A 26,682-nucleotide genomic window follows, 5' to 3' on the forward strand; every position below is an offset into this window, starting at 1 on the left:
TTCGTTGAGCACTTTAAATACATATAGTTATTTCCCTAAGACAAATACCCCGAATCAAAATCCATCTAATAGAGACAAAAAACCTAATATTGCCTTAGATATTTTTGGACGCCGATTTTATGCAGATCAAACACCAACAGAATATTTATCAGAATTTTTATTAGTTTTTAACTCATCAAAAGCAGATGAAAATAAAAATACTTTTGGTGAAAATAGTTTTCAAGTAAATGACCAAACAACTCATTATTGCCCATCTACACGATTAGCATTAAAATTTTTTAGTTTTTTTAGTCAATCAAAATTAGAAACTCGTCATCCTGTACATCAAATTGAGTTTTTAAATGCGATTGAACAATTAAAGAATAGAATGAGCCCTTCTATTTCTGCGACAGAAAAAAATCAACTTGTACAAACTTTGCAAGCTTTACTTTATGGTTTTGTAGGCGTTGCAAAAAATCGAACGTGGTCAACTTACAATTTCCTGCCAATAACACCTATGCTATTAGGTCGTGAAATTACTTGGTCTCATACGACTGAAAACTTTAATGATTGGGAAGAGAGTACTGTAAAATTCTCACTCAGCGATCATAATTTCATGGCCCGTGGTGGTGAGGTTTTATTTTTACAATTAGGTTATCTCTTCTCAAATATCACTGAAAATACAGATTTCATTCAAAAAATAGCATCTACTGACCAGTATAAACATCTTGAATTTAATTTAGAGCATTTACAACAACAACTCGAAAATGAACTCAATAAATTATTCAGAAGTGAGACTCAATCAATTGAAAAGATTTGTGATTTTATTGAAGATGCTCTAGAAGACTTCGACCTTCCAAAAGCAAAATTATCGTATGCAAAATTAGCAACTATACCTAAGAACTATGTGTTTGAAGCTTTTTTATTTGCAAACGAATTATTATCATTATTGAAATCTAATATTAGTAAACTAGAAAAAATTGAGTTATTACAAACACTTTGTGTCATGCAAGTTCTACGTTCCATTATGGCGCGTTCAAGACAACTTGATACAACAGCCCATGAAACAAAAAACTTTCATGGTCATTATGCTTGGATCGCTTGCTCACCGACAGCTATAACATCAGATCCTATTCGCAAATATGCAGAAAATTCTTATCAAAAAAGTGAAGAAATTATTTATCGAATTTTGCGTGCAGAAGGTAAAAAACATGGTGTCCAAGAAAGTGAATATACCAATATTGATAAACATAGCTTTGATGTCTTTAAAAAAATGGCTAAAACGATTGGTCTTGTAATTCCTATTACAGGTGGACATCAACGTTTTGTATTGAGTGCGAATATGATTCGGCTCTTTGTTTACACTTTAATTCCTGCTGGAAAACGCATTCAAATGACTGAGTTTTTAGCCAGAATTCAAACTCATTTTTCAATCTCATTTTTTGGTGAGCAATTACAAGAAGCTTTGCAATGGCAATATGAACAGTCAAGTGATCCAACAACTGATATTAAATTGAACTGGTTTGAGGAAAGCTTAAAACAATCAGGTTTACTGATCGAATTATCAGACTCTGTTTCTATTGTAAAAAACCCTTAAATTTGAGAATAAAGATGAAAACTGACTTTTTTTTAGAGAGTTATAAAAACTTTTTAGTTAATACTATTCAAGAAAATTTTCTTAAAACCAATGAATTGAGGATTGTTACACAGAGCTTAATGCCTCATCAAGTTTTTACAATTTTTTCACATTTAAGCCAGGTATTTCCTTTACACAATCAGTTTAAGAGTTATTTTAAAGTTGCCCATGGGCTCATTCATTATTGGGAAAATCAAAGCTTAAATTCTTTAGATCAACAAGCTTTTTATGATTTACAAGAAAAGGGCTGGTTAGATCATGATGATAAACTGACTTGGTATCGTAATCGCACTTTGAGTGATGAACATGTCGATCAACTACTTATACTTTTAGTTGGCCTAGATCATACAACCGATAAAGGTGGTCTTTCTGATTTTTTTATTTGCGATGATGAAAAAATTTGGTTGTCTTTAGATAAACAATATCAAACTTGGTTAACTGCTGCCTTTGAAGACTTAGATATTTATATTTCTGATACACAACTGCAGCAGTTTAATTCAACTATTCAATGCGTCAATCAATTGATCCCTTTAACTCTAAATCAACGCAGTCAATTATTGATGCAGTGCTTCTCAAGCATAGGGGATAATTCTGAATTCAAAGATATTTTTTCACATTTTTTTAAAGTACTTCCAAACATTGGGATTCCATATTTAAATATCGAGAATGATTTCAAAACCTTTCAAAACAAAAAAGGCTTACAATATCTAAAAAATGCCTATGAATTTATTAGTCATGCTCGCTATAAAGCGAAAGCACGTAAAAAGAATGATTATCAAAAAATCTATACGCATTTAGACCAAGATTCTTTTGAAGTTAAAGATATTAATGGTATCAATCATACTGAAATAGATCCTTATTTGAAAAATGTAGAATTATTTATTTTTAATGCTCTTCCAGAAGCAAAGGACTACTTAAAACAAATTGATCTCCTACCTCTAGTAAAAGCATTAGGGCTAAAGGAGGAAAAAACATCAGAACCTAAACAAAGTATTCCACTTTACCGTGGTCATAGTCTTGAAGCTATTATAAAAGGCTTACATTTTGCATTACAGCAATACAAAAAAAACTATGATTTTTCAGAGGTTACCCAGGTCAACATTGCAGTTAAAAACTTCCAACATGATTTATCAGATCATAATAATTCAGCACAGAACCTTTCTCACAAGGCACTTGCACGTGTGCTATTACACGGTGCCTTAGGTGGTATTGAAGAGCAAATCAATCATCTTGATTTAGGCTTTCATGAAGTCGAACTACATTTTTCACCTTTATTAACACCCGATGCACAAGATACAGTTGAATATTCTTTTAAAACAACAAATCCAGTTGTTTTATTTAAAATCACTATCTCGGGTGAAAAAGAAGAAGAATATGCCTTTAAATGGGCTTTTTCTGAGTATCAAGTCGAACGTATTCATGTCAGTTTAGCCAATATTTTACATCGTCATCTTCTAACTTACTCTGACTACACTTTACCTGTCTTTACTTTACCTGAACAAATTTTCAAAGCTATTTACTATGCAACTGATGAGCAAGAAGCATGTCGTTTATTAAGTTTAGGCTTAAATAACATGACCATATATGATGTATTCCATGACTTTTCTCTAGAAAGCTATCCTGATATACAGCATCTTTGCATTGAATTAAAAGCAACATATATTCAATTTATTCAGAACTATTTAGATCATGGTCGTTATTTCGCACAGACCAAAGCGCATTTACTGATTACAGCCTATACGCAACTTTGTGAACGGCTTAAATCTTTAGCAACTTTTGAAGCAAAAGAAATGATTGAGCGTGTCTATTATGCATTCTGCTTTGTAGAGCAATCTGAACGCTTTGACCTTCATAATATCAATCAAATTTTACTGTCAGCATTCCATCCAAGTGTGTTTGAACTTATTCAAGCGCAAACAAGATTTATTAACGAAGCTATTGAACTTACTCATCAAGAATCTAAAGATTTACCGGATGCATTGACCTATGATCGCATTTGTAATCTTGCTGAAATTCAAGCACCATTATTGGCTTTAAAACAAAAGCAAGGCATCAGCACCCAAATTAAATCTTTCTCATGGCTTCATTTTATTGGTAGTGAACCAACAGGTGAATTGGACTTATCTATTCAAGCATTATTACAAGATGATGATATTGATGAAGATGATGATGTTAAAGAAGTCATTAAGAAAGTGCCTGAACAAGACATTATTTATAATGTCTTGACTGATTACGCCTTAGCGAATCATCATGTTTGTAATGGCTTGAGAATTTTGGCCATCAATGTTTCTAAATTATCAACGCTACTCTCTGGCTTACAACAGTATTTAATCCAAGAGATTTTAAAGAATATAACGTCTTCACCTTACTATACTGTACATTTAACTATCTATACCGTTGGTTTATCTCACTTAAATGCAGTGAATACCTTGCAAATTTGGCATAGTCATTTACTTGATCAATTTAGCAAACAAGATAAAAAATTAGATTTAAGAATTAATCATTTCGTATCAAAACGTACAAATATTCAGCAAAGATTATTGGTTGATGCAAGCAAACAATTATATCCTTGGACAAGCTATGATCTCGCATTTAACTTTGATTTTCTGCAAGCTCAAGCAATTGGTAAAACTGAAGCAGCGCCAATCTATGAGTTTGACGCATCAGCCAATCGTTTAAATATTTATCCAATTATTTACTATCCGAAACCAACTTATGTACAAACGGCTGATCGTCGTCAATTACTCTTAAGTAATCGGCGTATTCAAGTTCAATCTAAACACAGTGATTTAACTGCACGCCTAGAGGTTACCGATCGTAAAGATTCAGAACAATTTTTTGTTATTTCTGAAACTCAGTATGATGAAAATTCAAAACAACTTATTGAACAATTACATCAAATGGCACAATGGGTGGTAAATATTGATCAGTATTTTGATCATCACTTACTGAAATTACATCAAACCGAATACACTCATAAAGTTATCAGCTTTAGTTCAGGCTATGGTGCATATGGTGAACTCAATGTTACTGTTTCTGCAGACCAAAAATCCCATGACTTATTAAAAAAACAAATTCGTAGTCATCTATCTGCAAACATGCCTTTTTTACGTGACAGTAACCTAAAACCTCTCGTTGAAAAAATTACAGCATTAAATGAAGGCTTATCAGGTGTAGCTTCAATCAAAGCCATTTTAGGTGAATCAGAAATTATTCGTAATCTGTATGGCTATGCTTTAACAATGCAAACAATACCTCGTATAGATTCCTCTATCCTTGAGCAATGGATTCCTTTAGATGCTTTCCCTCATTGGTTTAAAGATCAAGACTATCGCCCAGATTTACTGAAAGTTTCACTACAAATAGATGAAACTAATCAGCCCATCATTCATGCAAAAATTATTGAAGCAAAAGTAGGTGCTGGAGTAGAAACATTATTAACTAAAGCTGAGGCGCAAATAGAAGCAGGACTATTACATTTAAAGCACCTTTTCACACCTATTCATGAAACACAAAAAAATCGTTATGATTGTCGCTATTGGTGGGGACAACTCTATCGTGCCATTGTATTACGCTCTCAGCTTGACCGTGCGCAAGTCTGTTTAAATGATCTTAATATCGCACTTGAAAAGCTGTCTGAAGGTGATTACCAAATTCATTGGTCTTCTGAAATTGTAATTTGTGATACAGAGACCAAACTTAACCTATCTAAATCTAAAGAGTTTTTCTTTACCCATGATTCACTACATGGAAATGAAAAAAAATATGTTGTTCATCAATATTCTGCCTTAAGCTTTGAGCAGTCTTTACTTGATGGTATGGATTTAGAACTCACTGATGTAGATGAAACTCAACAACCAACAGCACCTGAAAATACATATCTTTTAGAACAAGAAGATATTTCAGATTTGAGTCAAGATAATACACGAGATCAAACCTCAGACTCTCATTTAGATTTAACCGATTTTCAAACAATAGATTATCCTGTTACTTCAACAAAAATTTCATCAATGGCCAATGTTGTTACAAATGAAGTAACTGAACTAAGCCCTCCCCTTCCTCTTGTCACAAAAGATATTAGCTTTGGTACAACGGGGAAAATGTTGACTCCTGTAAATTGGCCTTTTCATCATAAACAATTAAATAACCGTCATATGCTGATTTTTGGCTCTTCAGGTTCAGGCAAAACCTATGCAATTCAATGTATTTTATCTGAGCTTGCTCGGGCGGGTTTATCATCCTTTATTGTAGATTACACAGATGGATTCTTAACGCATCACACAGAAAAGGTCTATCAAAAAGTATGTAAACCTAAAGAATATTATGTGGTTGTCAATCCATTACCGATCAACCCATTTAAAACCTATAGCAATCAAATCGCTCCAGGAGTAGAGGTACAAGAAAAGGCCTTTAATGTTGCGACACGGGTTAAAAATATTCTCTGTTCTGTATACAAAGATTTCGGAAGCCAGCAACAAGCCATTATTGATAAAGTGTTAGAACAAGGTTTAGAAAAAAATCCTCAATATCATTTAACGGATTTCTTAACAGATTTAGAAGCTGATAGTGCTCGTGGTGAAAGTGTCGCGAATAAAATTCGAACACTTGTCAAAGTGAATTGTTTTGATACAGAAGCATCCGAAAATTTATATGAAGATAAGCTCCGTAACGAGTTTCCGGTGCAAATCATTCAGCTCACTAACATACCTCGTGACTTACAAAGAATTATTACGGAATTTATTCTTTGGGATATTTGGGCTTACGTACAAAAACATGGTAGCAAAGATAAGCCCATGACTATTGTGCTAGATGAAATGCAAAACTTAGATCATGCACCAGACTCACCTATTGATAAAATGCTCCGTGAAGGGCGTAAATTTGGTATTAGCTTAATTTTAGCGACGCAAACAATCAGTAACTTTGATAAAGAGCAAAAAGACCGTCTCTTCCAAGCCTCGACTAAATTATTCTTTAAACCTGCAACTACGGAAGTCGATAGTTTTGCCAAGCTTCTTAGCCAAGTCAGCTCTGATTATAATGCAAATGAATGGCGTGATAGATTAAATAAGCTAAATAAAGGACAATGCTATTATTTAGGTTATGTTGAAGATCAACATGGTCAATTAACAGAAAAAATTGTCCTAATCGATATTACATCACTTGAAAAACGAGGTTTTAATTCATGAACCTCACCTATAACTTCCCTCAAACTTTTAAATTAGAACTGCCTCTGTTAGCTGGATTACTCATCAAAATTAATAAGTGCAATATTCTTCAAGGTAATATTCATGATATTTCTGAACTCACTGGTATTCCAACAGGAGAAAGTTCTGGAAAAGTCGAACCAACTATTGCATATGGATATAGTAGTGGATTGATCATTGCTGAAAAATCACAGGGTATTTGGACATTAAAACTAACCCCTTTAGCTAAGACTATTTTGCAAGAAGACGGAATGTTGAATGAAGATGTCAGTTTATTCATCATGCATTTAATGATGAACCGCATAGATCCTCTACAACATCAAGAAGGCTTAAACGCTGCTTGGTTTGATGTCTGCATTTCAAGTAAATATCAAATATCTGACACTTTCAACCTAGATCAACTTGAACAATTTGTGAAGGATAAGCGTGGAGAACACAAATATCTACGCAAACTTATGAATCTCATTATTTCAAGTTATGATCAGAACAACATAGATGTTCCTTTTAACAAAATCCCTGTCTTTGAAATCATCCAATCTAATAAACAGCTTGAAATCAAACGGTTAACAGCCCCTTTAGAGTATAAATTTTTTCCTGCTTATAGTGCCTTTTTATTTATTGAATGGGATAGGCTATTTTCATCACAAGCACAAATTAGTTTCGATGAATTCCTAACATTTACACGTTGGAACTTATTAATGAATTGGTCAAATAAGCAATTTAATCGCTTATTAGATTGGATGGCAGAAAAGGGGTTTATACAAGTTGACCGTCTTACTGGGAACGCTTTAATCCTTAAATTAGTACATACAGATCGTGTTTTAGAAGAATTTTTTAGTGAGCTTGTTTAATCATGCAATTACAAGAATTGGTACAATTTAATCAACAAGGTTTTTTTGAGGGTGCTGTTCAACTTGGTTGGTTTCAAAATCGTATAGATCAAGCGAATATTGCTGCTGAATCATTTATTTTTCATGGTCCACATTACCATGGTGCTTTAAATGAACAAGATCAGCATTTACTTAAAGATACAGCTTCATTAGTTGTTGAACTACTTGAAAGTCTTTTACGTGCAAAACAAGGGCGAGAAGATAATCCCTATTGGTTAGCAACTGCAGGTTATGGTGCGGGTAAATCACATTTAGCTGTTACATTGGCAACATTATTATCTAAACCGAATACCCCTTTAGCACAAACAATCTTAACGCATATAGAGCGTGTAGATGCTACTCTCGGACAACGTGCAAAATCCTGTTTTGAAACCTTAAAAAAACCAAGCTTAATTATTGCCTTAGATGGTATGGGTAATTTCCATTTAGGTAATCAGCTTAACAGAGTGGTGCTTAAGCAATTAGATCTACATGCAGTTGATGCTCAAGCTGTACGAGATTTATCACCACGTTTTAATAAAGCACAACGTTTCGTTGAACGAAGTTATCAAATTTATGCTGTTGAATTTCAAAAAAGATTAGCACAATTTGATCAAGCAAAAATTCTGCAATTACTCTCAGAAAATAATGAAGATATTTACGCTGCTGTTGATCAAATTTTCTTGGATGTTACGGGCAGTGCAATCCCTGTAGATGGTCAAGAATCTGCACAAGACCTATTACAAACTTTATGTGATACCTATTGTGGTATCGATAAACCCTTTGAAAACATTATTTTACTCTTTGATGAATTTGGCCGTTATCTTGAATATGCTGCGGATCGCCCTGACCTTGCTGGTGATTCAGCACTACAACAAATTTTCCAAGGTATTCAAGATAATGCTGATAAAATTAGATTCATTGGTTTTATTCAATATGATTTAAAAACATATTTAAAACGTTTTAATGCTAAAGATTCTCGACAATTACAGCGCTATATCACACGTTTTGATACAGCAAATAAAGTGCATCTCTCCTCAAATTTAGAAACCATTTTTGCAAATATTATCCAAAAAAACACACAGGAATTAACACGCTTATTTCAACAATATCAAAGCCAAGATACTTTCCATCAATCATGGTTACGTCTTGCCCAATATCTACCAAAAACAAAATTATACCCAGTTTGGCAAAATGAAAATCTATTTAGTCAAGTCATTGCAAAAGGTTGCTGGCCTTTACATCCTCTTGCAACATGGTTGCTCACTCGTCAAGAGCATACTGTACAATCTCGCTCTGCGCTGACATTTATTCGAGATGTATTGCAAAAGTCCTCTCAATTAGATGTGTTTAGTCAGCCTCAGCTTTTTCAAATTTCCGCAGCTGATCTTGTACATGACTATTTATTAGATGAAATGCTTGCAGCTGAACGAGATACAGGTGCAAATGTTATTGAAACTTTGCAATCATTGTTACAAAAATTTCATAGTGGTTTTCAGCCTAATAACCATAAAACTTTAACAGCTATCGCCATTTTAGAAACTTTAAAATTACGGCAGCTCAATCAACATCAAGCTAATGAAATTTTACAAGAGCTGACTAATTTTGATGCTGAAACTCTTAATAAACAAATTAAAAACTTATCAGAATTAGGGGCAACAGAGTGGAATTCAGATTTAGGTCGTTATGAACTCTTAACAGAGGGTGCTAGCCGAGCCAGTTTTAATATTTGGATGAAAAAAACGGCTGCTCAATTTACACAGCAAGATATTGGTGAGCTATTTATTAGCAAATCTTATGATATTGGTTTAGGTCAAATTGAATGCGACTTTGGCCAACAAAGAAATATCTCAACTCCCGATTGGGTACTCGAACCGAAAAGTTATTTGGCTGATCAAATCTCAAGTGAAAACTTAGAGTTACTTATCCAAGATTGGCAAAATAATATGACCTATAAAGATGCAAAAGGTCGTATCATCTATATTTATCTCAATAGTCAGCAGAATTTAGAACAGTGTCAAACTAAAATTCAGCAGATGCTAGAAACGGTTTTAACAAAATATAAATTAACAAAATTACCTTTCTTATTTTGCTATTTAAATGATCAACATGATGAATTAGGTATAGCTTTAGCCCGTTTGAAGTCTTTTGAGATGATGTCTGCCGCTGATCAACAGCAATTTTTGCGCTTCATACAAGAAGAAAAGGATGAAGTAGTCACTCTCTTAAAAAATACTACAGCAAAACTATTGCTACAAAAGGAATTTTTAGCCCCGCATTATCCTGATCTACCTAAAAGTAGACTTAAAAATGTTGCAACAGCATTATTTGAACATAACTACAAAAATACTATTCCTTTTGTATTCGATGGTTTCCGCTTAAACACAGCAACTGCCCCAGCAGATATTGCTGCCCTCTTTAGTATTATGGTGAATCGCCAATTCTCTATTGCATGGTTACAAGGGGAAAAAACATCACTACAGAATCGCTTTGATACATTGTTTAAAAAGAATTGGCAAGCCGTAGATATAATGACGGGGAATTTAACAATCCCTCAACAACAGCATGTAAAAAGTTTATATGACTTTGTAGAAACCACTTTTACCATTAAACCAGACATAGATTTAAAAACACTTTATCAAAAATTAGTAATGCCAAGTTATGGTTTAAATGATTGTTCTTTTGCTCTCATTCTTGGTTTATATCTTGCTCAAGAAACATCACAATATCGAATTATTCATCAAGGTAAACCTAAAAATATTGCTGAATGGCTTAAATTAGTCCTCAATAAAAAAACAGGGACGCTGCTCAATTTAGAAATATTGGCAAGTACTCAATTACAAAAAATGGAAATGAGTACACGAGATGAATGGATGATCCTATTCAAACAATGGAGCCAAGAACAAAATCCAAAGAAAATTTTTAATATATATCAATCTGTTGAAAACAAGAAAAAGGTTGATCCTCTTCCGCTAGATTTGGAAGTTCAATATAATTTACTTATAGATAAATTTAAAACAATTTATGAAGAACATCAAAAGCAACAGGATAGATTTGATGCTACTTTCACTCAAATGCTGAGAAGTCTTGAGAGCTCAGATATCAGAGACTACAGCAAATTATTACAAGCAACTTCAGCTTTAACTAAATTTGCCAAAGACATTGATCTCAGAAAAAGTTATATCGAATTACCAACAAAATCAACATCTTTAGCTGAATACATTTCACAAGGAAAAAATACATTATCAGTCAAATTTAATCGTTTTTTTGATAATCTTGTTCTAACCTCACATCATGAAATTATTAACTTCCGTGAAAAATCGGAACAATATCAACGTGCATTTATTACCTTACAAATGCAACAAGAGGCAAATAAAGTACAAGATAAAACAGCTCAACTGATTCAAAGAATTGAAGAAAAAGAACGTTTTAAGTATCTCTTGCAAGATATTGAAAGCTATATTCATACTTCACCAAATAAAACAATGAAGAAGAAAGAGCTTGAGACTTTAATTAAGGAAGGTGATCGTCTTTTAATTGATATTGAAAATAAACCCTCTATTTTTGATTCAATACAAACCCTTGTTGAAAAACAAAATGGAATTCGGACTGTACAAAATGATTTTAGGCAAAGGATTACTGATGTCAGTCAACAATTTGCAAATTTGTATGGTGGTTTTAATGAATTAAATGACCTCAAAATTCGCTTATTGGATGCTGAAGAATTACTAAAATTCTTTGTATCCACAGAGGAATATGACGAAATTCTAAAAATCCAAAAACAGCTTCAATTCGCTTTTGATCGTATCCAATCCTGGATTACACAAGGTTTACCAAGTCAAAAAATGTTTGCTTTTTTAAATCAAACGATAGTTAAAGATCAAGAAGCTGTGATGGCTTATTTGAGTGAACAACAAATTGATGCAGAATGGGATTTTATTGAGGAAATTTTTGAACCTATTCGTGATTGCTATGTTAAAAAGGCACGATCAACCGCTGAAAATTGGTTAATACAAACACAAAATGAACTTTCTTTCATACAGCAAGATATTTCTATTCTACGGAAACTCATTGATAAAGTTGAAGTAGCACCAGAAATTTTTGATGAAGATCAAATAATTCTTTTAGACTCTTTGAAGGATGAAATTCGTCAGCAATTTAATCAATGTCAGATGCAGATGTTCCAACGTTGGTTTGTGAATCTTGAAAGTGAATTTATATTAACATCTAAAAATCAAACAGGCTTATTGCAATTACGGACTAAACTCAAAAATGTTCCCCACATAATTTTGCCATTATTAGATGAACAAGAACAAAGGATCATCACATTACAAAAACAAATAGCTTCTGCTTTAGATCTTATTTCATTAGAAGATTTAGCTGAACGGATTAATACCCTAAGTCCTGACTTAAAACAAAAACTACTAAGAATGTTAAATTAAATAAAGCGCGTACTCAGCTAAATACTGAGTACGCGCTTTATAGTATATCTCTATGAGTATCCAAAATTCTCCTAGACAAATTTCGTCCATTCATCAGATTTTTGTCTAGTACTAACCCTATTTATAACATGTTACACATGCCCCACCACCTTCAATATCATCATATACAGCATCCAAATCGAGCATTTCGATTAATTGATCATCATGTAATATATTGCGACGGCGTTTCTTCTTAAACTTTTCCATCTTTTTTTCATGGTCTGCTTTAATTTGAGCAATACGTTCAGGATCTTCAAGAGTACTTAAGGGTGTATCTTTTCCCATCCAATAATAGGTTTCACCATTCGCTGACTTATCATCTTCAAACTCCTTCTCATACGCTTTTGCTTCTTCAAATTTTTCAGGATGGCGCTCTTTTAAACGCACCCATTCAATTTTCCGTTGATAGAAACAAAATGTACACCCACTGCGCGAACGCCACTCATAATACTTTGGTAATCCTAGACCTGTACTTTCTAAGAGAGCAATAATATCTTGCTTCACTAAACCATCTTCAACAAATGGCATCTTAGTCGTCAAATATTTTTGGGTAGGAACATATCCTTCACGCCAAGGTTCATCTGCTCGAATACCAACATAGCTAATAATTTCATAGCCATCATCTAAAAATGGTTTAACCCACTGCTCAAATGGAACCAGTTTCATCTGTACTGTACACCAACGTTGATGTCCTGAAGGTAGGAAATGATTATATTCTTTTAACCAATAATCAAAATCTTTATCAGAACCTAAACGCAAAATTGGCTTACCTAAATAAGATTCTAACTGATTAAGATATTCAATGACTTCAGGAAGTTCTTTTCCTGTGTCCGTAAAAAAATATTCGATATCTAGTTCAGGATAGTGATCTCTCATATATACCGCGAGAGCTGCACTATCTTTTCCACCCGAAAGACCAAGAACATGCTTTACTTTTCTATTAGACATGTTCGCCTCCTTTTTCAGAATGTGCTAAATCTAGATACTCTTTTAACAATTCATATAAAAGAATAGCTTTAGTATCTTTATTTAAATCACGACTATCTAGATATTCTTTCAATGAATCTATCGCAGACGATACTTTTTCATCTGTTTCAGAGGTAATCCGTACATCTCGAGTATATTCCTCAAAGCCTTGAGGCGTATTTACAATAATGGCTAAATGTTTTTGCTCATCCAACGTATTTAACTGAGGATGACCATTTTTGACAAAAAAGCCGAGTTGTTTAAATCGCTGTGCATAATTTGGAATATTTTGAAATGCCTTCTTAACGCTATCATCTGTCCAATCTCGCTCAGGCATTTGAGATAATAATGTAATGATATTACTGAGCCATTGGTTCGATGCAGCATTACTCTTTGTTAAATGAAAGGCAAATTTTTGTAGCTGCCAATCCGCAGCAGAATGACTAATAATTTCTGCTTGGGCAAGTAGTTCAGGCGTCAAATTTCCTAATTCATGTATTAACTCAGCTTCAAATTTTTGTAATAAATGCGATTTTGCTTGATCTAATTCTAAAAATAAGCTACTCATATCTGCTTGAATAGATTCATTTTTTGCGTGCTCAGCATCTAACAAATCATATAAATCCTCAAATAATAATTTGAAAGGATCATCGGCCATTAAAATAGCTGCTCGCAATTTTTGTGTTTTTTCACTAAAAAAATCGGTATTACGTGAATGTTTAACCCATTTCGACTTTTTCATTAGTGTAGAAACAATGAAACGAGCTACTTGTAATGCTGAAGCTTCTATGGGTTTTTCATAGTTTGCTTCAATACTATTAGCTAAAAGGTTAATAAACTGTTGTTTCTCAACCTGCCCTCTTACATATTTTACCGCAATTTCGTTAGGACGTTTAACCAACTTATTGAGAAATTCCTCATCCATATCACTAATAAAACGAAACTCATTTGTTACATCTTGATCATAAAATGCAAGAGTTTCTTTCTTAGCTTGCAATAAAGCAACTGCAAATATAGGTAGAATACCCTGTGGCAAACCAAAAGGTTCAATCGTCCATTTTGCTTTCTTATAGAAGTCTGCAAGGGTAATTAAACCTTTATTTTCTTTAATGACCTTAAAACCATTTTCCAATAGAATATGTGAATTTGAGCCTTTCGACTCATCTGATGTTGGAATTACAAAAGCCCATTCTTGTGTTTCTCTATTCAGCTGATGGAGCCCTAGCCGCTTCAAACAAGATAAATAAATTGCTTTTTCAGCAGGAAATTTCTCAATACCAAGGTTTTCCATTTCTGAATTATGAAGCATTTTTTCTAAAAGCTTTCTTCGCCCAGAAGCTGCAGAACTTGAAATTTCATTTCTTACCACAAGTTCATTAAACATCTTAGGGCATTGATCGAAAATTTTATCAGCAAGTTCAGAAGCAATCACTGAAAGTTGCTTTTGAGCTAGTTTTTCACCTTCATAAAACCACGTAGCAGACTCAAAAGCATGGTTAAATAAAAATGATAATTGTTGATAAATATAATCACAACGATGCTGATATTCTTTCTTCGCAACTTGATCAATCAATAATTTAGGCTGCTCTTTTACAATTTGCTGTAATACAAAAAGTTCTTTCGCCCAATTTTCGATCTCATTATAGTTATTTAAACTAGCAATCACTAAACTTGGATGAGTTTGAGACAACATCATCAATTGCATGTCAGTAAGTGAGCTTTCGGCAATCAATACAAAGTCTCTATATGATTGATTACTTTGATGCTCTAACTCTGAGAATTGCTTTAGTTCATTCGCATTATAAATAAGATATTGCCCCATCCAACGCATTATCCCTCTTTCTTGATAATGACGTTTCGCTAAAACAACATTTGCCTTATAACCTGTATATTGCAAATAATTTTGTTTTGGATTTAAGGTTTCTAGCTTATCCTGAATTAACTGTTGCACATTTAAATCTGATGTTGTCACAACTTCATAGGATTGTGTGCTATTCCAATAACTCAGAATTTTCCATTCTGTTAGTTGAGTTAAACACTCCGCGATAGCTTTAGACTCTTCTTCACTCACATAAAAACTAAAATTCAGCAAATCGCGTGTTGGATATACACCTAGAGACTTACCGAAAATATTCAACATGGCAATTGCTTTAATTAAATTTGAATATAATTGATTCTTAGCAATAGAGAAATTTTCTTTACTCGTTTTCTGACTCACTAAAGTCAAAGCTTGTTCAACAAGACTCCAAGCATGCCCCTCTTTAGAGCTTAAAATTTGATGTTGTAAGTTATGACTTAGATAATCCCATAAATCTACTATAGAATACTTTTGTTCCAATACTGTATTGGCATCTAAAAACTTCCTTAAACTATACGGTTCTGCTGAAAGTAAAAAACTAAAAATACTACGCTCATTTTGGCTAAAGCTACTTTTTGAAATAGCTCCAAGTAAAACAGTTGTAAGTGGATGCAAAGGTAGTGCATTGTAAAAATATTGTTTCACTTTGGGGCTATTTTCTAAAAGACGTGAACCAATAAATTTTTGAATTTGATCAATTAAATCTTGATTATTTTTATCTACTGATTGAGGTATTTCGGCATCTGTTTTTTTTAAAGTTTTTGAAACTAACGCAATTGATTCATCTAACGATATACGATAAGAAATATCAACATATCTACCTTGAATTTTTGCCCATTCCAAAGCAATTTGATGACTTAGGCCTTTTGCATAATCAGCAAATGATTGATGTAAAATACCCATAAAGATAAAAGGGCATTCAGGTTGAGATAAACGATTGATTTTTTCCGAAAGGTCCTGAAAAAAATGTAAATTTCCAGAACCTCTTGCCAAAGTTTCTAACAATTTACCCATTTCATCTAAGATGAATAATGTTCCCGAGATTTTACCTTGTAACTGTGAAAATACTTGGATAATCCAATCTAAAAGTTGTGCTTCAGTCTCAGGATATTGTTCTAATAACATAGACTTTTTTAAATATTTTAATAATCCTGCAACCTGCACAGCATCAACTACTGATCGATAGAATAACTCTATTGGTGAGATAATACCTGCCACAGCTTTGATTATAATCCACGGTTTTTTTTCAATATTATCAGTCTTAAATACTGTTTCTAATTTTGATGACAAAATGGGATCATCAATCATTCTATTAACCGCATCACGAATATTTTGATCGGAATGTACAAAACCAGTCAAAATTGCGGCTAAGGTTGATTTTCCTGTACCGTAACTACCTGTAATGGTAAATGTAGAAGATTTTGAGTCCACTACAGTAGCCAAAGCATTGTATGCTGTGCCATGGAAAATAACTTTATCAAAAAATTCTTTTGAAATATCTGTATCTAAACGCGTAGAAAGTAGATGATTCACATTAATTTGGTAGTATTGATTCAAATTAGTCGTTGACATCTTACTCACTCTCACTATAAATTTTTTCTAATAAACTATCTAAATCAAAATCTTGAATATCTTTGCATGCTAAGCTGCGAATACCTAATGTATCTGACCAAAAGAATCTTTCATCAAGTAGTGAACACTGATTTAAATAAAAATCGATACCAATATTATTGATTCTAAACAAACGCCCAGGGCTTCCAGGCATAGTTAAAATACTATCAACACTAATTGTCGAAGTATTCTTAAAAAATGTTTGCCAAAAATCCACTAGACAGTATAAAAATACTTCAGGCTTTAAACTTTTTTGTTCAGTAAAATCAGACTTAAATTTATTAGCTTCTAAATGATACAGTAAACCTAATTCATTTAAAGGAGAGACAAAACTATCTTCCCCTTTAAAAGTTTTACTTAGCTTTTTCCCATAACAAAGTGCAAAGCAATCAAAATCTTTCTGCAAAGTTGCAAGTGCAGGGATTTTTAAATCCTCTGCATTTAACCAATCCATTAAATCTAAAATTAAATCATTTTTATCAAAAAACTGTTTATTTGAGAAATTGAAATACCATCGAGCAAACGTCAATTCTGAATAATTTTTTTGAATATAATAATGTAAAAGCCAGTTTGATACCGGTTTCTCTAAATAAGAATCATATAACTTAATAACTTTTGTAATGTCAGAAATATACCTTTTTTTTTGATCACTAACTTTAAGCGGTTGTAAACCCGAAATTTCGGTCCAATATTTGATACTATTGACCATATTTTTACCTACACCTAGGTCAACAACCAAATTTTCTTCATTTTTTTCTTTATAATCCAATGAATTATACGACTTATTAAGCCATCCATATCTTAATGCAAAAGTCTCATGACCTGAAAAGCGCAATGTAAAACTCATAGTCTAGTCGTCTTAAAAACAGATTTACTGGAAGATTTTCTCCAGTAGCTTATACATCATTATAATTTTATTCAAGGAATAACTCGATTAATACGACACAACCTGTCTCTCTTCGTAGTACATTTAAGTATTAAGATAATAATCTGCAATATTTATACGGATGCTCTCATAAAAATAAAAAACAAAGAAAATTCAACATATAAGAGATTGAAATTACTTAAAAAATTCAACACACCAAAGCTCATTAAAAAATTATACCGCCCAATATACTCATATTATTAAACTTACTTTAGTCCACCCTATCAATGTAGAACTAAGTCAAAATTTTCATTAAATCTAAATTCTTCTATTCGCTTATTTTGATGTTGCTAGAAAAAAATCTTGCATGACTTAAACTCATATCTTTGCCCATCATGCATGCCACCAACTTACTGATCAAGTTCAAGCTCCAGCTGCATTGATTGATTACATCATCCCCTAGAATATTTGTAATAACTTTTTGATCTCCGCCTTTGGTCTGTACACGGTAGGGCTTACATACGCGAGGACGAAAGCTGTACTTCTTGGCGCAGTCGAGCAGTTTGGGGTTCCATTTATGCTGCCCCTCCTGATAGGCATCCCGTTCAATCATGATCGTTTTAGCGTTATCAAACAGGATTTCTTGAGGTACTCCTGCAAAGAACTGAAATGCATTTTCTAGACCATCGATCCATGCATCCATACGTTCATGATCATAAAATTTCACGAAAGTCGCTCTGGAATACCCTAATGTTGCGACAAAGGCTTTCAAAGTCGTGTTGTTGCGTCAAATTGTGGTGAAATCCACCTGCATTTGTTGGCCAGGTTGGGTTTCAAAACGAATGATCGGTTCCGGTTTGGCAACTGGTTTTAATGTTGCAAGATATTCCCTCAAGATCCTGATCTTTCCTGGATATCCCAACCCTAAAATTTCCTGGTAGAGCACAACAGCAGGAATCCATTCAGGATGAGCTGCGTTTACACGTTGGAGTGAATAGGGTTTATATGGGTCAAGGATACTTATTCTAGGCTGTATACGCTGATACTGAGGTGTGGTGTTTTGCCGTAAATATTTACGTACGGTATTTCTGGACACCCCCAGTTCACGAGTAATAGCTTTAATAGATTTACCTTGCTGATGAAGTATTTGGATTGTCACTACTTGCTCCAAAGTTAACATGTTGAGCAGTCCAAAATGACCGCTATATTAACCAAGGGGGTCATTTTTACACTGCCGCTAACACAAACCCCATCATACTTAGCTACTTCATTCAGCTCGTAAAAACTTTGCTGACGTACATTGATGCCTGTCAGCTCTCTCGCCTTTTCAACCAGCTCAGCAGAATAATCAATCGCCTCAACTTGATAGCCTTTTTTCTTAAATGCCAAAGTGTCCCGCCCCGAGCCACAGCCCAAATCCAGGATCAATGCCTGTTCGGGCAAATATCTTAGAAATGGTGCGTAAAGACTTTCCATCTCAACCTGATAGGTATTTTCAAAAAATGCTTGAGCATGTTGATTGTAATAATTTGATGTTTGATTCATTGTCTAAAAGCCAATATCTTATGTTAAAGAACATACTGATATTTCACTAGATAAGTCAAATGATCAGTCCTATGAATGAATCAAACTCTTATTTCACTGTATCCGGACAACTGAGATAGAAACCAAACTGGTTCTTGTAAATGGAAAAAATATGGGCTTCAGATTTCGCAAGAGTATTAAAATATTACCTGGATTAAAAATCAATCTGACGCATAAAGGCATCAGCAGTGCAAGCATTGGCAAACCTGGTGCTTCTTTAAATATTGGCAAAAAAGGCACCCGAACCAGCGTTGGTATTCCTGGCACAGGCCTATCCTATTCAAAACACCAGCCCTATAAGAACAGAGCTGGCAACCAAGAGAATCCTGCTCAGGAACAACAACCACTCTATACATCACATACTGAGAAACCCAAATCGAATGTCTGGATTTGGGTGATTTTTGGATTATTTTGTTTTATTGTCGGGGCAATTATTTTTTGAATTTAGCCATTCTTTGTACCCCATAATATCCACTGCTAGGCAAAATTTAATTCATTCATTACTATGGACGGATGTTAAATACAATAAAGGCTGCCGCTGATGTCTGATAATGACAGTACTCTGGATTATGATGAAAATGATTTAATCGACTCTCCCTTATCTCAAGTTTTACAAGAGGATAATGAGCAAATTGAAATTCTAATTTATCGATTACCTGATAGTGACTGGACACTGGAAGTGGTAAACCAAAATGGTACTTCTACGGTATGGGATGAAACATTCCCGTCAGATCAGGAAGCTCTATCTGTCGCTTTAGATGGAATTAAAGCCGCAGGCGGTATTCAAGCATTTTCCGAACTCAGTGACCTCGAAGCAAAGAAAAATATTTTTCCTGAATCCCTTATTCGCCATTAAAAATGAAGCTACTGGCTTGGATCTGAATCAGTATTTTCTGGATTCTTAGAACCTATCGAGATGATAGGTTCACTTCAATCCAAACCTATCTAGGGTTGAAAGGTCAAAATTTCCATCAAACATAAACTCATCTGCTCGCTCTTTTTTCAATGTCGCCAGAGCATAAAAGAAACATTTTTCACATAACTGCAATTCATATCTTTCCCCGTCATGCTTTGAGCCATAACCCCAATTTGCTGATAAGGTTGCAAACTCTAGTTGAGTTGATTGATTACATACATCACATACAACATCTGTAACGACTTCTACCTGTTTCAGTTGTTTAATTTCCATATGCAGCTCCTTGTATCAATCAAATTTAATTTATCTATATGCTTACTAAAAACTTATCCCTGTTTGGTTTTAATTACCATTTAAAAAAGAGAAAAATTACTATATACAGGGATTTTTATAATTCAATAACACAATATATGGTATTTCCAGCCATTGCTCCTCTATTAAAAAATAGATGAATATTACTGTATTGTTTTTACTCAATGCCGTTTATGGATTTGACATCTGAACTACTTTTAAAGTTTCCAAAAACACAGATAAAAGCTGTAAAAAATTTTCAAAAAATCAAAATTATGATTGATCCAAATGCTTATGGTTTACATCTTTGCTACTTAAATATATTTCAAAAACTTGCTGTAGATTTAGATATTTCTAATCGCATAAAAGAGCTCCATGTATGGAAAAGCGAAAAAATTGATGGCTATACCATCTTTAATAATATCCACTTATATCTAAGCTATGTAAAACAAGATGTTAAAGAAATCACTTTAATTATCCATCAACAACCTACTTTTTCAGATGATGAATTAGTATTTCTTAAGGAGTTATGCAGTCGTGAATTTATTCAATTTATCAAAACTGTAAAACTTGACATCAAGTCGTTAAATCCAAGAAAAACTTTACATTTGATTAACACTCATCTTTCGCGTCAAACGTTATTAACACTTAATAAAAAGACTTCGTTCAAACCTCATCATCAAATGAGTCTAGAACTACTCGCACAATTACTTTCATGTTCTCGTAATCAACTCAATCAACGTATAAAAAATATCAAGCAAGAACGTACACAAATTTTTACTGAATTATCACAACACAGCAGGTGTGCAAAAGAACTAATCGATTGCTCTGATAGTTGCATAACTGCAGAAAAAATTTGGAGATCTTGATGTTTAACGAACTAAACGAGCATATTGATTTACCCGTTATTTCACTACAAAAAACGATTGAAAAACTGTTCAATGATGAGCAATTTGAACGTGCACAACATATTAACTTTATAATTAAATTATTATCTTCTCAACAGACTGACAACTTTTTAGATGGTCTCAATCTCGATTACTTTAACGCCGATATAAAATTTCAGTCAGATTTACCAAAGCCGTCGGTAATCTCTTTTTCTAAAAAAGTTAAGATCAGCAATCTGCCAATCACGTCATATATCAATTCAATTGCGCAACTATCTGAATCACAAACTCATGCGCAGCATTGGAATATTTTAGTTTTAAAAGCGGCAATTTATTTAATTGCTCTTCCTGAGCTTAAACCAGAGCTTTTTAAACAAGCACACACAGAACACTTCAATACCGTAAAGCGCTTATTCCAGCGCTTTAGGACTGCAAATAAAAATTTAGATACTGAAAAAAAATATCAAAATACAGAAGAGTATCAACGTCTCTGGAGTACCTATCTTCAAGATCCAACACAGAGCTTAGAACAATTTATTCAACATCTGATCACATTAGATACGGATGAATTGCCTGAGTTTGATCGCAATCTACTCAATGATATTCGGATTACTTTTAACTACATTTTAAAAAACAAAGCGAAGATTGCACGTGCAAGTATCGATACGCAGCTTCAACATCAGTTTCTTGATGAAGAACAATTCATTGAAGAAAGTATCGAAATCAAAAAAGGGGCTAAATCTAAAGCACTGAATATAGAAACCTTAATCGATGAGCCGATTAATCGGCAAATTGTTGTCAATCCAACTCACGTCACACCACTTGCAGCACATTCAGAAACGAGTCAAAACTATGTTCTACCGCTTGTTGCAAAACATATTCAACGCAAAGAACATTTACTTACGTCGAGTAGTTTTTTCCCGAATCCATCTAGCGTGAACCATCTACTGAAAAGACTTCATGTGGACTACTCTGAACATCAAAATAAAAGTGCTTTAATCCTGATGCTCGCATTTTTGACAGGCAACAGTGTGAATGAGTGGCTATATATACAAAGCAAGCGAGCTAAAAGCTTAAATAACCGCCAAAAATTGATCCATAAAAATGATCAATTCTTCTTAAGCAGTAAATTTAATGTATTTGAGAACCGTGATTTTGAGTATTCAACAAGCTTGCTTAATCAGACGATCTATTTAGACATTCCAGTCCCGAATCTATTCATTGAGGATCTCCGCAAAATGGATTCGGTTAGTTTCGATGATATACAGCAATATTTACGCAAATTAAGACAAGAATTATTGATTCCAAAACTGTCTGTCGTAAAGGTGAGTTCTCTACTGCATCATACGGTTCTTGCAAAAACAGGGAATAAACAACTCGCAGATTTAATCACAGGGATTGATGCCAATCAGTCATCATCTATTTCTTATTGTCATCAGAATATTCCACGATTACATGCACAATATGTTGATATTCTAAAATCACTTTGTGCAGATATAGCAAGCACATATGAAAGTTGTGTACCTTCGCCCCCTGATTCAATAATTCATTTTGGTAGTCGTAAAGCTCCAAAACCACAGATCATTACAGAGATTTTTGCTGTATTGAAGTTTAATATTTTTTCACAAGCTGAAGACGATCTGATTGCTATATACAACCACTACAACATATGGATGTGGCATATCCTGCTTCTTTTTACAGCAGCACGCCCCGTTGCTGAATTCCCTGGATTTCTTAAAAACTTTAATTTAAAACGCCAAATTTTGATGGTTTCTGACAAAGAAGCAGGCGGCCGCAATGGATTCGGACGTTTAATCCCACTTTGTTCATTTTTAGTTGAAGAGATAAAAAAATTCCTTAAATTTTTAGAATATTTTTCGACTCAAATCATGATGAGTCATCCAGCTTTAAGTGATGCTATACAACAAATAGAAGCAAGTAAGCTGCCCTTTTTGGGAATCATCCAAGATGATGAGTGGAAACCACTAAGTCATTCTACAGTCAAAAATTTCCATCCTGAATTAGGACTTGCTCATGAAAATTGGCATCGCCACACAGCTCGTGCATTTTTGACTCATAAATTTTCTGAACCTGAAATTTTAGCTCTATTTGGGCATGAACTAATGCAACAAGAAGCAGCACATCCATTTTCCAGTTTATCGCTCTCTCAATTTTCTAAAATTGCAGATGTTTTAGAGCAAATGAAAACATATTTTAAAATTACAGGTGTTGAAGCTCATGTCATCACGCAATAAAAAAATCTCAGAAAAACGCTATGCTGAAGACAGACGTCAATTCAAACGAGATAAGTCTAAAAACGACATACGAGCTGGTGCAGAACAAGAGCTCCGACAATACTTTGATGAACAAAAATTCTCAAATGAAGACTTAATTCAAGCTTATCCTGCAATTTATGAGTTTATTAAACGTAAAGCACCGAATCTTGCCTGGAAAAAATATGCTCATGAATTCTTCCGAACATATATCAAAGACCTCAATAAAAGTAATAACCTAGACCTCCCACTACCTTATCTCACCTTTGAGATGAAACGCGATGAACCAATTTTCACCTTAGATTGGATCCAAGCCGGTCATGAAATTGACATCATCCTCGAAAAACTGTGGGATTACTGGATTCTTGCTCAAGATAGTTCCGCTTTTTCTGATGATGAAATTATTGGGAATATTCTGCTTTGCTCAATGTTATACGGTGGATTAAATCAAACAGCTTCATTAAATGCTTTGCTCGAACATTTAAAAAACCCTGAAAAAATCCAAAAAATTTGCGATTTTAATATCATCTTTTTAGAGCCACTTTCTCCAAGCTATGGCGATCTATTTGTTGATGAAAAAACGATACGAAAATCACGTAATTTTGTTCCAGATCAACTCACACGACTCTGGCTCATTCACTTCAATACAAGACAAATTCGTGACATCAGTCTAGACGTGAATGCGTATCTGCACCTCATTTTTCAAAAAATAAAACATCCATACACCAAAAAGACTTTTAAGTTTTTACGTGACTACGCCAATTTTAATTGGCTACAACTGCAGAATGCAGATGTTGATCCTGCCCTTTCACAATGTTTGTTAGAAAACACACTCACGTGTGGTTTATCAGAACATGAGTTTGAAAACTTTGCATTCCCAAAATTTAAAACTCAATTAACTGATGAAATCGAACGAAATGTCTCTTCTACAGCCAAAGTCCTACCAGATCTCAATACGTCTGAAGCAGTAGAGAATGTGATATTTATTCATAAAAACTTGCTGAAAATAATTCGCACATCATCAACGGACCAACCTATTGCTGAACTCATTATTGATTTTTTCTTGCGTCACCAAAAGCAATTTAATGAGTTTTCTAAACGCATTGTGTTATGGCTCATCAGCCTCTACCGACCGAGTTTAAAGCAAATAAATGAACTCTCAGCCACCTTTGATTTTGATACAACTCTGTACACGAAGGCATTTCAAGACAATCAAAAACTCGCAGATAGTTCAATCTATACATATTACACCCGGATCGCAGAACCGTTTTTAACTCATGCCTTACAATACTTCGATGCCGACGATGACATTAATGATCTGCTGAACAAAATCTATCAACAAATCATTAGCAATACACGACTTGCTGATGAAGCAGATCGACCTGAGTTTAAAAAATCTAAAGACCAAACAATCCGCATGTTGAAACGCTTTCACACCTTTCAACAAATTGTTTTTCAAGCAGAAGATTTTGAACTTGAATTTATTGCATCGCAAAGTCGACCACGGGCACGCATCATAGGTCACACAGCCTTCCAGGTCATATTAAAGAAGTTAAATCAGCTCTTACATGACCAATCCATCTCAGACCATCACTATAAATTATTAAAAATTATTTATATTTTGGCTTACCGTACTGGTATGCGTATTAATGAAATACTCGGGTTACGTGTAAAAGATATCGAGGGTTTAAATCAATTTTCTATCTGGGTTCAGCCTTATGGTTCAAAAAAACAAGGGAATCAACATCTGCTCAAAACTGATAGTGCGGAACGGATTGTGCCTGCCTACGCTTTACTTAAAGATGAGGAATACCAATTCTTTAGCGATTTTGTTGTTGAAAAACGTTTAGAGAACAAGAAAAGTTTATATTTGTTCAGCAACTTGAATGAAAATAAAAAACTGAATAAACACACTGTCACCGTACCTCTAAAACTGATATTAAATCAGATCTTTAAAGGGCATCATTACTCCTTTCACTCTTTTCGTCACACTGCAGCGAATCATTTATCGCTTTTACTGAACTGTGAATATGCACCACTTGTGCAAAAGCTAACCGACTATAGCGAAAACGAATATCAAAAAATTCGAGCTGAGCTACTTCAAAATCAACATGGACAAAACCATTGGTTTGTTATTGCACATCTCTTAGGACATATAGAGCCAGTTGAAACATTCAAAAGCTATATTCATTTAAGTTATTTCATAGCTGGTCAAAAACTACTAAAACATCATCCAGATATGCCAAATGAACTGGCTAAAAAAATCATGGGCTACAATGCAACGTTTAAAAATTTGAAAATAACAACGGATGAAAAAGACTTTAATTTTGAAAAAAATCAGGCCGCTCTAGCAACGATATTATTGAACGATCAAACAAACTGGCTCCAAAGTAATGCTACTGACATTTTAGATGAACTGTCGTTACAAATAGATCAATCCCATGATTTTTTTGATTTCTTTGTTGGAACAGAAGATTCTAAAATTTCACTTCAACGCTTCTATGAAACGCTCAATATATTGGAGACTACTCAAGATCCTAAAAGTACAGCTCAACGTATGTGCTTGCCAGAAGAACTCGTCAATTATTGGTATGAAAATGCTCTAAATTTAGCAAACATTAAATCAAAAAAAGGGAATCCACGTTTATTTAGTATTGATAGCTCAACCCACTTAAAACCAGCAATGCTTGATAGCGCTGAAGAGCTTCATGCGGTGACTTATTTTTTTGAACATCTACAGAAAATAGCTCGTAAAAATCCAGCACAAATTGAATCCGTTCTGAATATATTTTTGAATCGAGTGACGGCATCACACACAGGTATCCATTATCGCTGGAAGAATATCGATCAACTCGAACATTTTTACTCCCAAGTTAAGGCTTTATTTCCTGCCAAATTTTGGCACTTACTTGGACAAGATTTGCAAACAAAGTTAGATGCTAAACAACAGCCTCAACTTTTCAAATTAGCAAAAGCATCAACAGATAAACATCCATCAACTCAAGAGGAATTTCCTCGTCTACAACTCTACTCAGTAAAAGATGGTCATGCTCTTGCTGCATTTAAATTTTGCTTACATCTAGCCTGTATTGGCAGACCTCGATCTCTTGAACTGCAAGTTGAAGCTCTAAAAATCACTACATGCGGTTAAATAATTTAACCGTTGCTTCCTTATCTAAAGCCAAACTTAATATATCTTTAGTAAAAATTGAGTGTCTGATCAACGATAATTAAATAGTATAAACTCTATGAATTAGCAGCG

The 26,682-nt window shown here is 33.9% G+C and carries 13 protein-coding genes and 2 pseudogenes; 9 read left to right on the top strand and 6 right to left on the bottom strand.

Going from position 1 to position 26,682, the window contains the following annotated elements:
* Positions 1 to 4 precede the first annotated feature (4 nt).
* The 4 genes from FTT88_RS08940 to FTT88_RS08955 all read left to right on the top strand — a co-directional run bounded on the left by FTT88_RS08940 (position 5) and on the right by FTT88_RS08955 (position 12,130).
* Positions 5 to 1,576, top strand: coding sequence for a hypothetical protein (locus tag FTT88_RS08940; RefSeq protein WP_180173879.1), 1,572 nt, complete (start codon positions 5 to 7; stop codon positions 1,574 to 1,576).
* 119 nt (positions 1,577 to 1,695) lie between these two features.
* Positions 1,696 to 6,801 (top strand): ATP-binding protein, encoded by a 5,106-nt coding sequence (locus tag FTT88_RS08945; RefSeq protein ID WP_257233026.1) that lies wholly within the window; start codon positions 1,696 to 1,698, stop codon positions 6,799 to 6,801.
* A complete protein-coding gene (locus FTT88_RS08950; protein ID WP_180173881.1) occupies positions 6,798 to 7,670 on the top strand; it encodes a hypothetical protein in 873 nt (290 codons plus the stop codon). The genes FTT88_RS08945 and FTT88_RS08950 overlap by 4 nt, the downstream gene beginning before the upstream one ends.
* Before the next feature lie 2 nt (positions 7,671 to 7,672).
* On the top strand, positions 7,673 to 12,130 hold the full coding sequence (locus tag FTT88_RS08955) for a hypothetical protein (protein ID WP_087013856.1): 4,458 nt from the start codon (positions 7,673 to 7,675) through the stop codon (positions 12,128 to 12,130).
* Between the two features lie 117 nt (positions 12,131 to 12,247).
* On the opposite strand, the gene FTT88_RS08960 is transcribed toward FTT88_RS08955, so the two are convergent.
* The 5 genes and pseudogenes from FTT88_RS08960 to FTT88_RS08980 form a co-directional block, all read right to left on the bottom strand.
* Positions 12,248 to 13,117, bottom strand: a complete 870-nt coding sequence (locus FTT88_RS08960; RefSeq protein ID WP_087013854.1) for a phosphoadenosine phosphosulfate reductase family protein — start codon at positions 13,115 to 13,117, stop codon at positions 12,248 to 12,250.
* A complete protein-coding gene (locus tag FTT88_RS08965) occupies positions 13,110 to 16,565 on the bottom strand; it encodes a hypothetical protein (protein ID WP_087013851.1) in 3,456 nt (1,151 codons plus the stop codon). The genes FTT88_RS08960 and FTT88_RS08965 overlap by 8 nt, the downstream gene beginning before the upstream one ends.
* Position 16,566: 1 nt before the next feature.
* Complete coding sequence (locus tag FTT88_RS08970; RefSeq protein WP_087013848.1) at positions 16,567 to 17,451, bottom strand: DUF4007 family protein; 885 nt, start codon at positions 17,449 to 17,451, stop codon at positions 16,567 to 16,569.
* Positions 17,452 to 17,959: 508 nt separating this feature from the next.
* Positions 17,960 to 18,649, bottom strand: a pseudogene (gene istA / locus FTT88_RS08975) (IS21 family transposase); the annotation flags it as partial.
* A 47-nt stretch (positions 18,650 to 18,696) separates the two neighbouring features.
* Positions 18,697 to 19,014, bottom strand: a pseudogene (locus tag FTT88_RS08980) (class I SAM-dependent methyltransferase); the annotation flags it as partial.
* A gap of 151 nt (positions 19,015 to 19,165) precedes the next feature.
* On the opposite strand from FTT88_RS08980, the gene FTT88_RS08985 reads away from it, so the two are divergent.
* A complete protein-coding gene (locus tag FTT88_RS08985; protein WP_087013843.1) occupies positions 19,166 to 19,495 on the top strand; it encodes a DUF4236 domain-containing protein in 330 nt (109 codons plus the stop codon).
* A 99-nt stretch (positions 19,496 to 19,594) separates the two neighbouring features.
* Positions 19,595 to 19,909: a hypothetical protein gene (locus FTT88_RS08990; RefSeq protein ID WP_180173882.1), complete on the top strand. Its 315-nt coding sequence runs from the start codon at positions 19,595 to 19,597 to the stop codon at positions 19,907 to 19,909.
* Positions 19,910 to 19,978: 69 nt separating this feature from the next.
* Here the strand turns inward: FTT88_RS08990 and FTT88_RS08995 are convergent, their stop codons facing one another.
* The gene (locus FTT88_RS08995; protein WP_180164525.1) at positions 19,979 to 20,242 is read right to left on the bottom strand and encodes a hypothetical protein; all 264 of its coding nucleotides are present in this window, start codon (positions 20,240 to 20,242) and stop codon (positions 19,979 to 19,981) included.
* A 212-nt stretch (positions 20,243 to 20,454) separates the two neighbouring features.
* On the opposite strand from FTT88_RS08995, the gene FTT88_RS09000 reads away from it, so the two are divergent.
* From FTT88_RS09000 to FTT88_RS09010, 3 genes are read left to right on the top strand one after another with little or no spacing between them, the layout of a single operon-like run.
* Positions 20,455 to 21,129, top strand: coding sequence for a hypothetical protein (locus tag FTT88_RS09000; RefSeq protein WP_180164545.1), 675 nt, complete (start codon positions 20,455 to 20,457; stop codon positions 21,127 to 21,129).
* Complete coding sequence (locus FTT88_RS09005; protein ID WP_180173883.1) at positions 21,129 to 23,402, top strand: hypothetical protein; 2,274 nt, start codon at positions 21,129 to 21,131, stop codon at positions 23,400 to 23,402. Before FTT88_RS09000 ends, FTT88_RS09005 begins: the two co-directional genes overlap by 1 nt.
* On the top strand, positions 23,386 to 26,571 hold the full coding sequence (locus FTT88_RS09010; RefSeq protein ID WP_180173884.1) for a site-specific integrase: 3,186 nt from the start codon (positions 23,386 to 23,388) through the stop codon (positions 26,569 to 26,571). The genes FTT88_RS09005 and FTT88_RS09010 overlap by 17 nt, the downstream gene beginning before the upstream one ends.
* Positions 26,572 to 26,682 lie beyond the last annotated feature (111 nt).

Origin of the sequence: Acinetobacter sp. YH01024, from assembly GCF_013420195.1 — a bacterium.
Classification (GTDB): Bacteria; Pseudomonadota; Gammaproteobacteria; order Pseudomonadales; family Moraxellaceae; genus Acinetobacter; species Acinetobacter amyesii.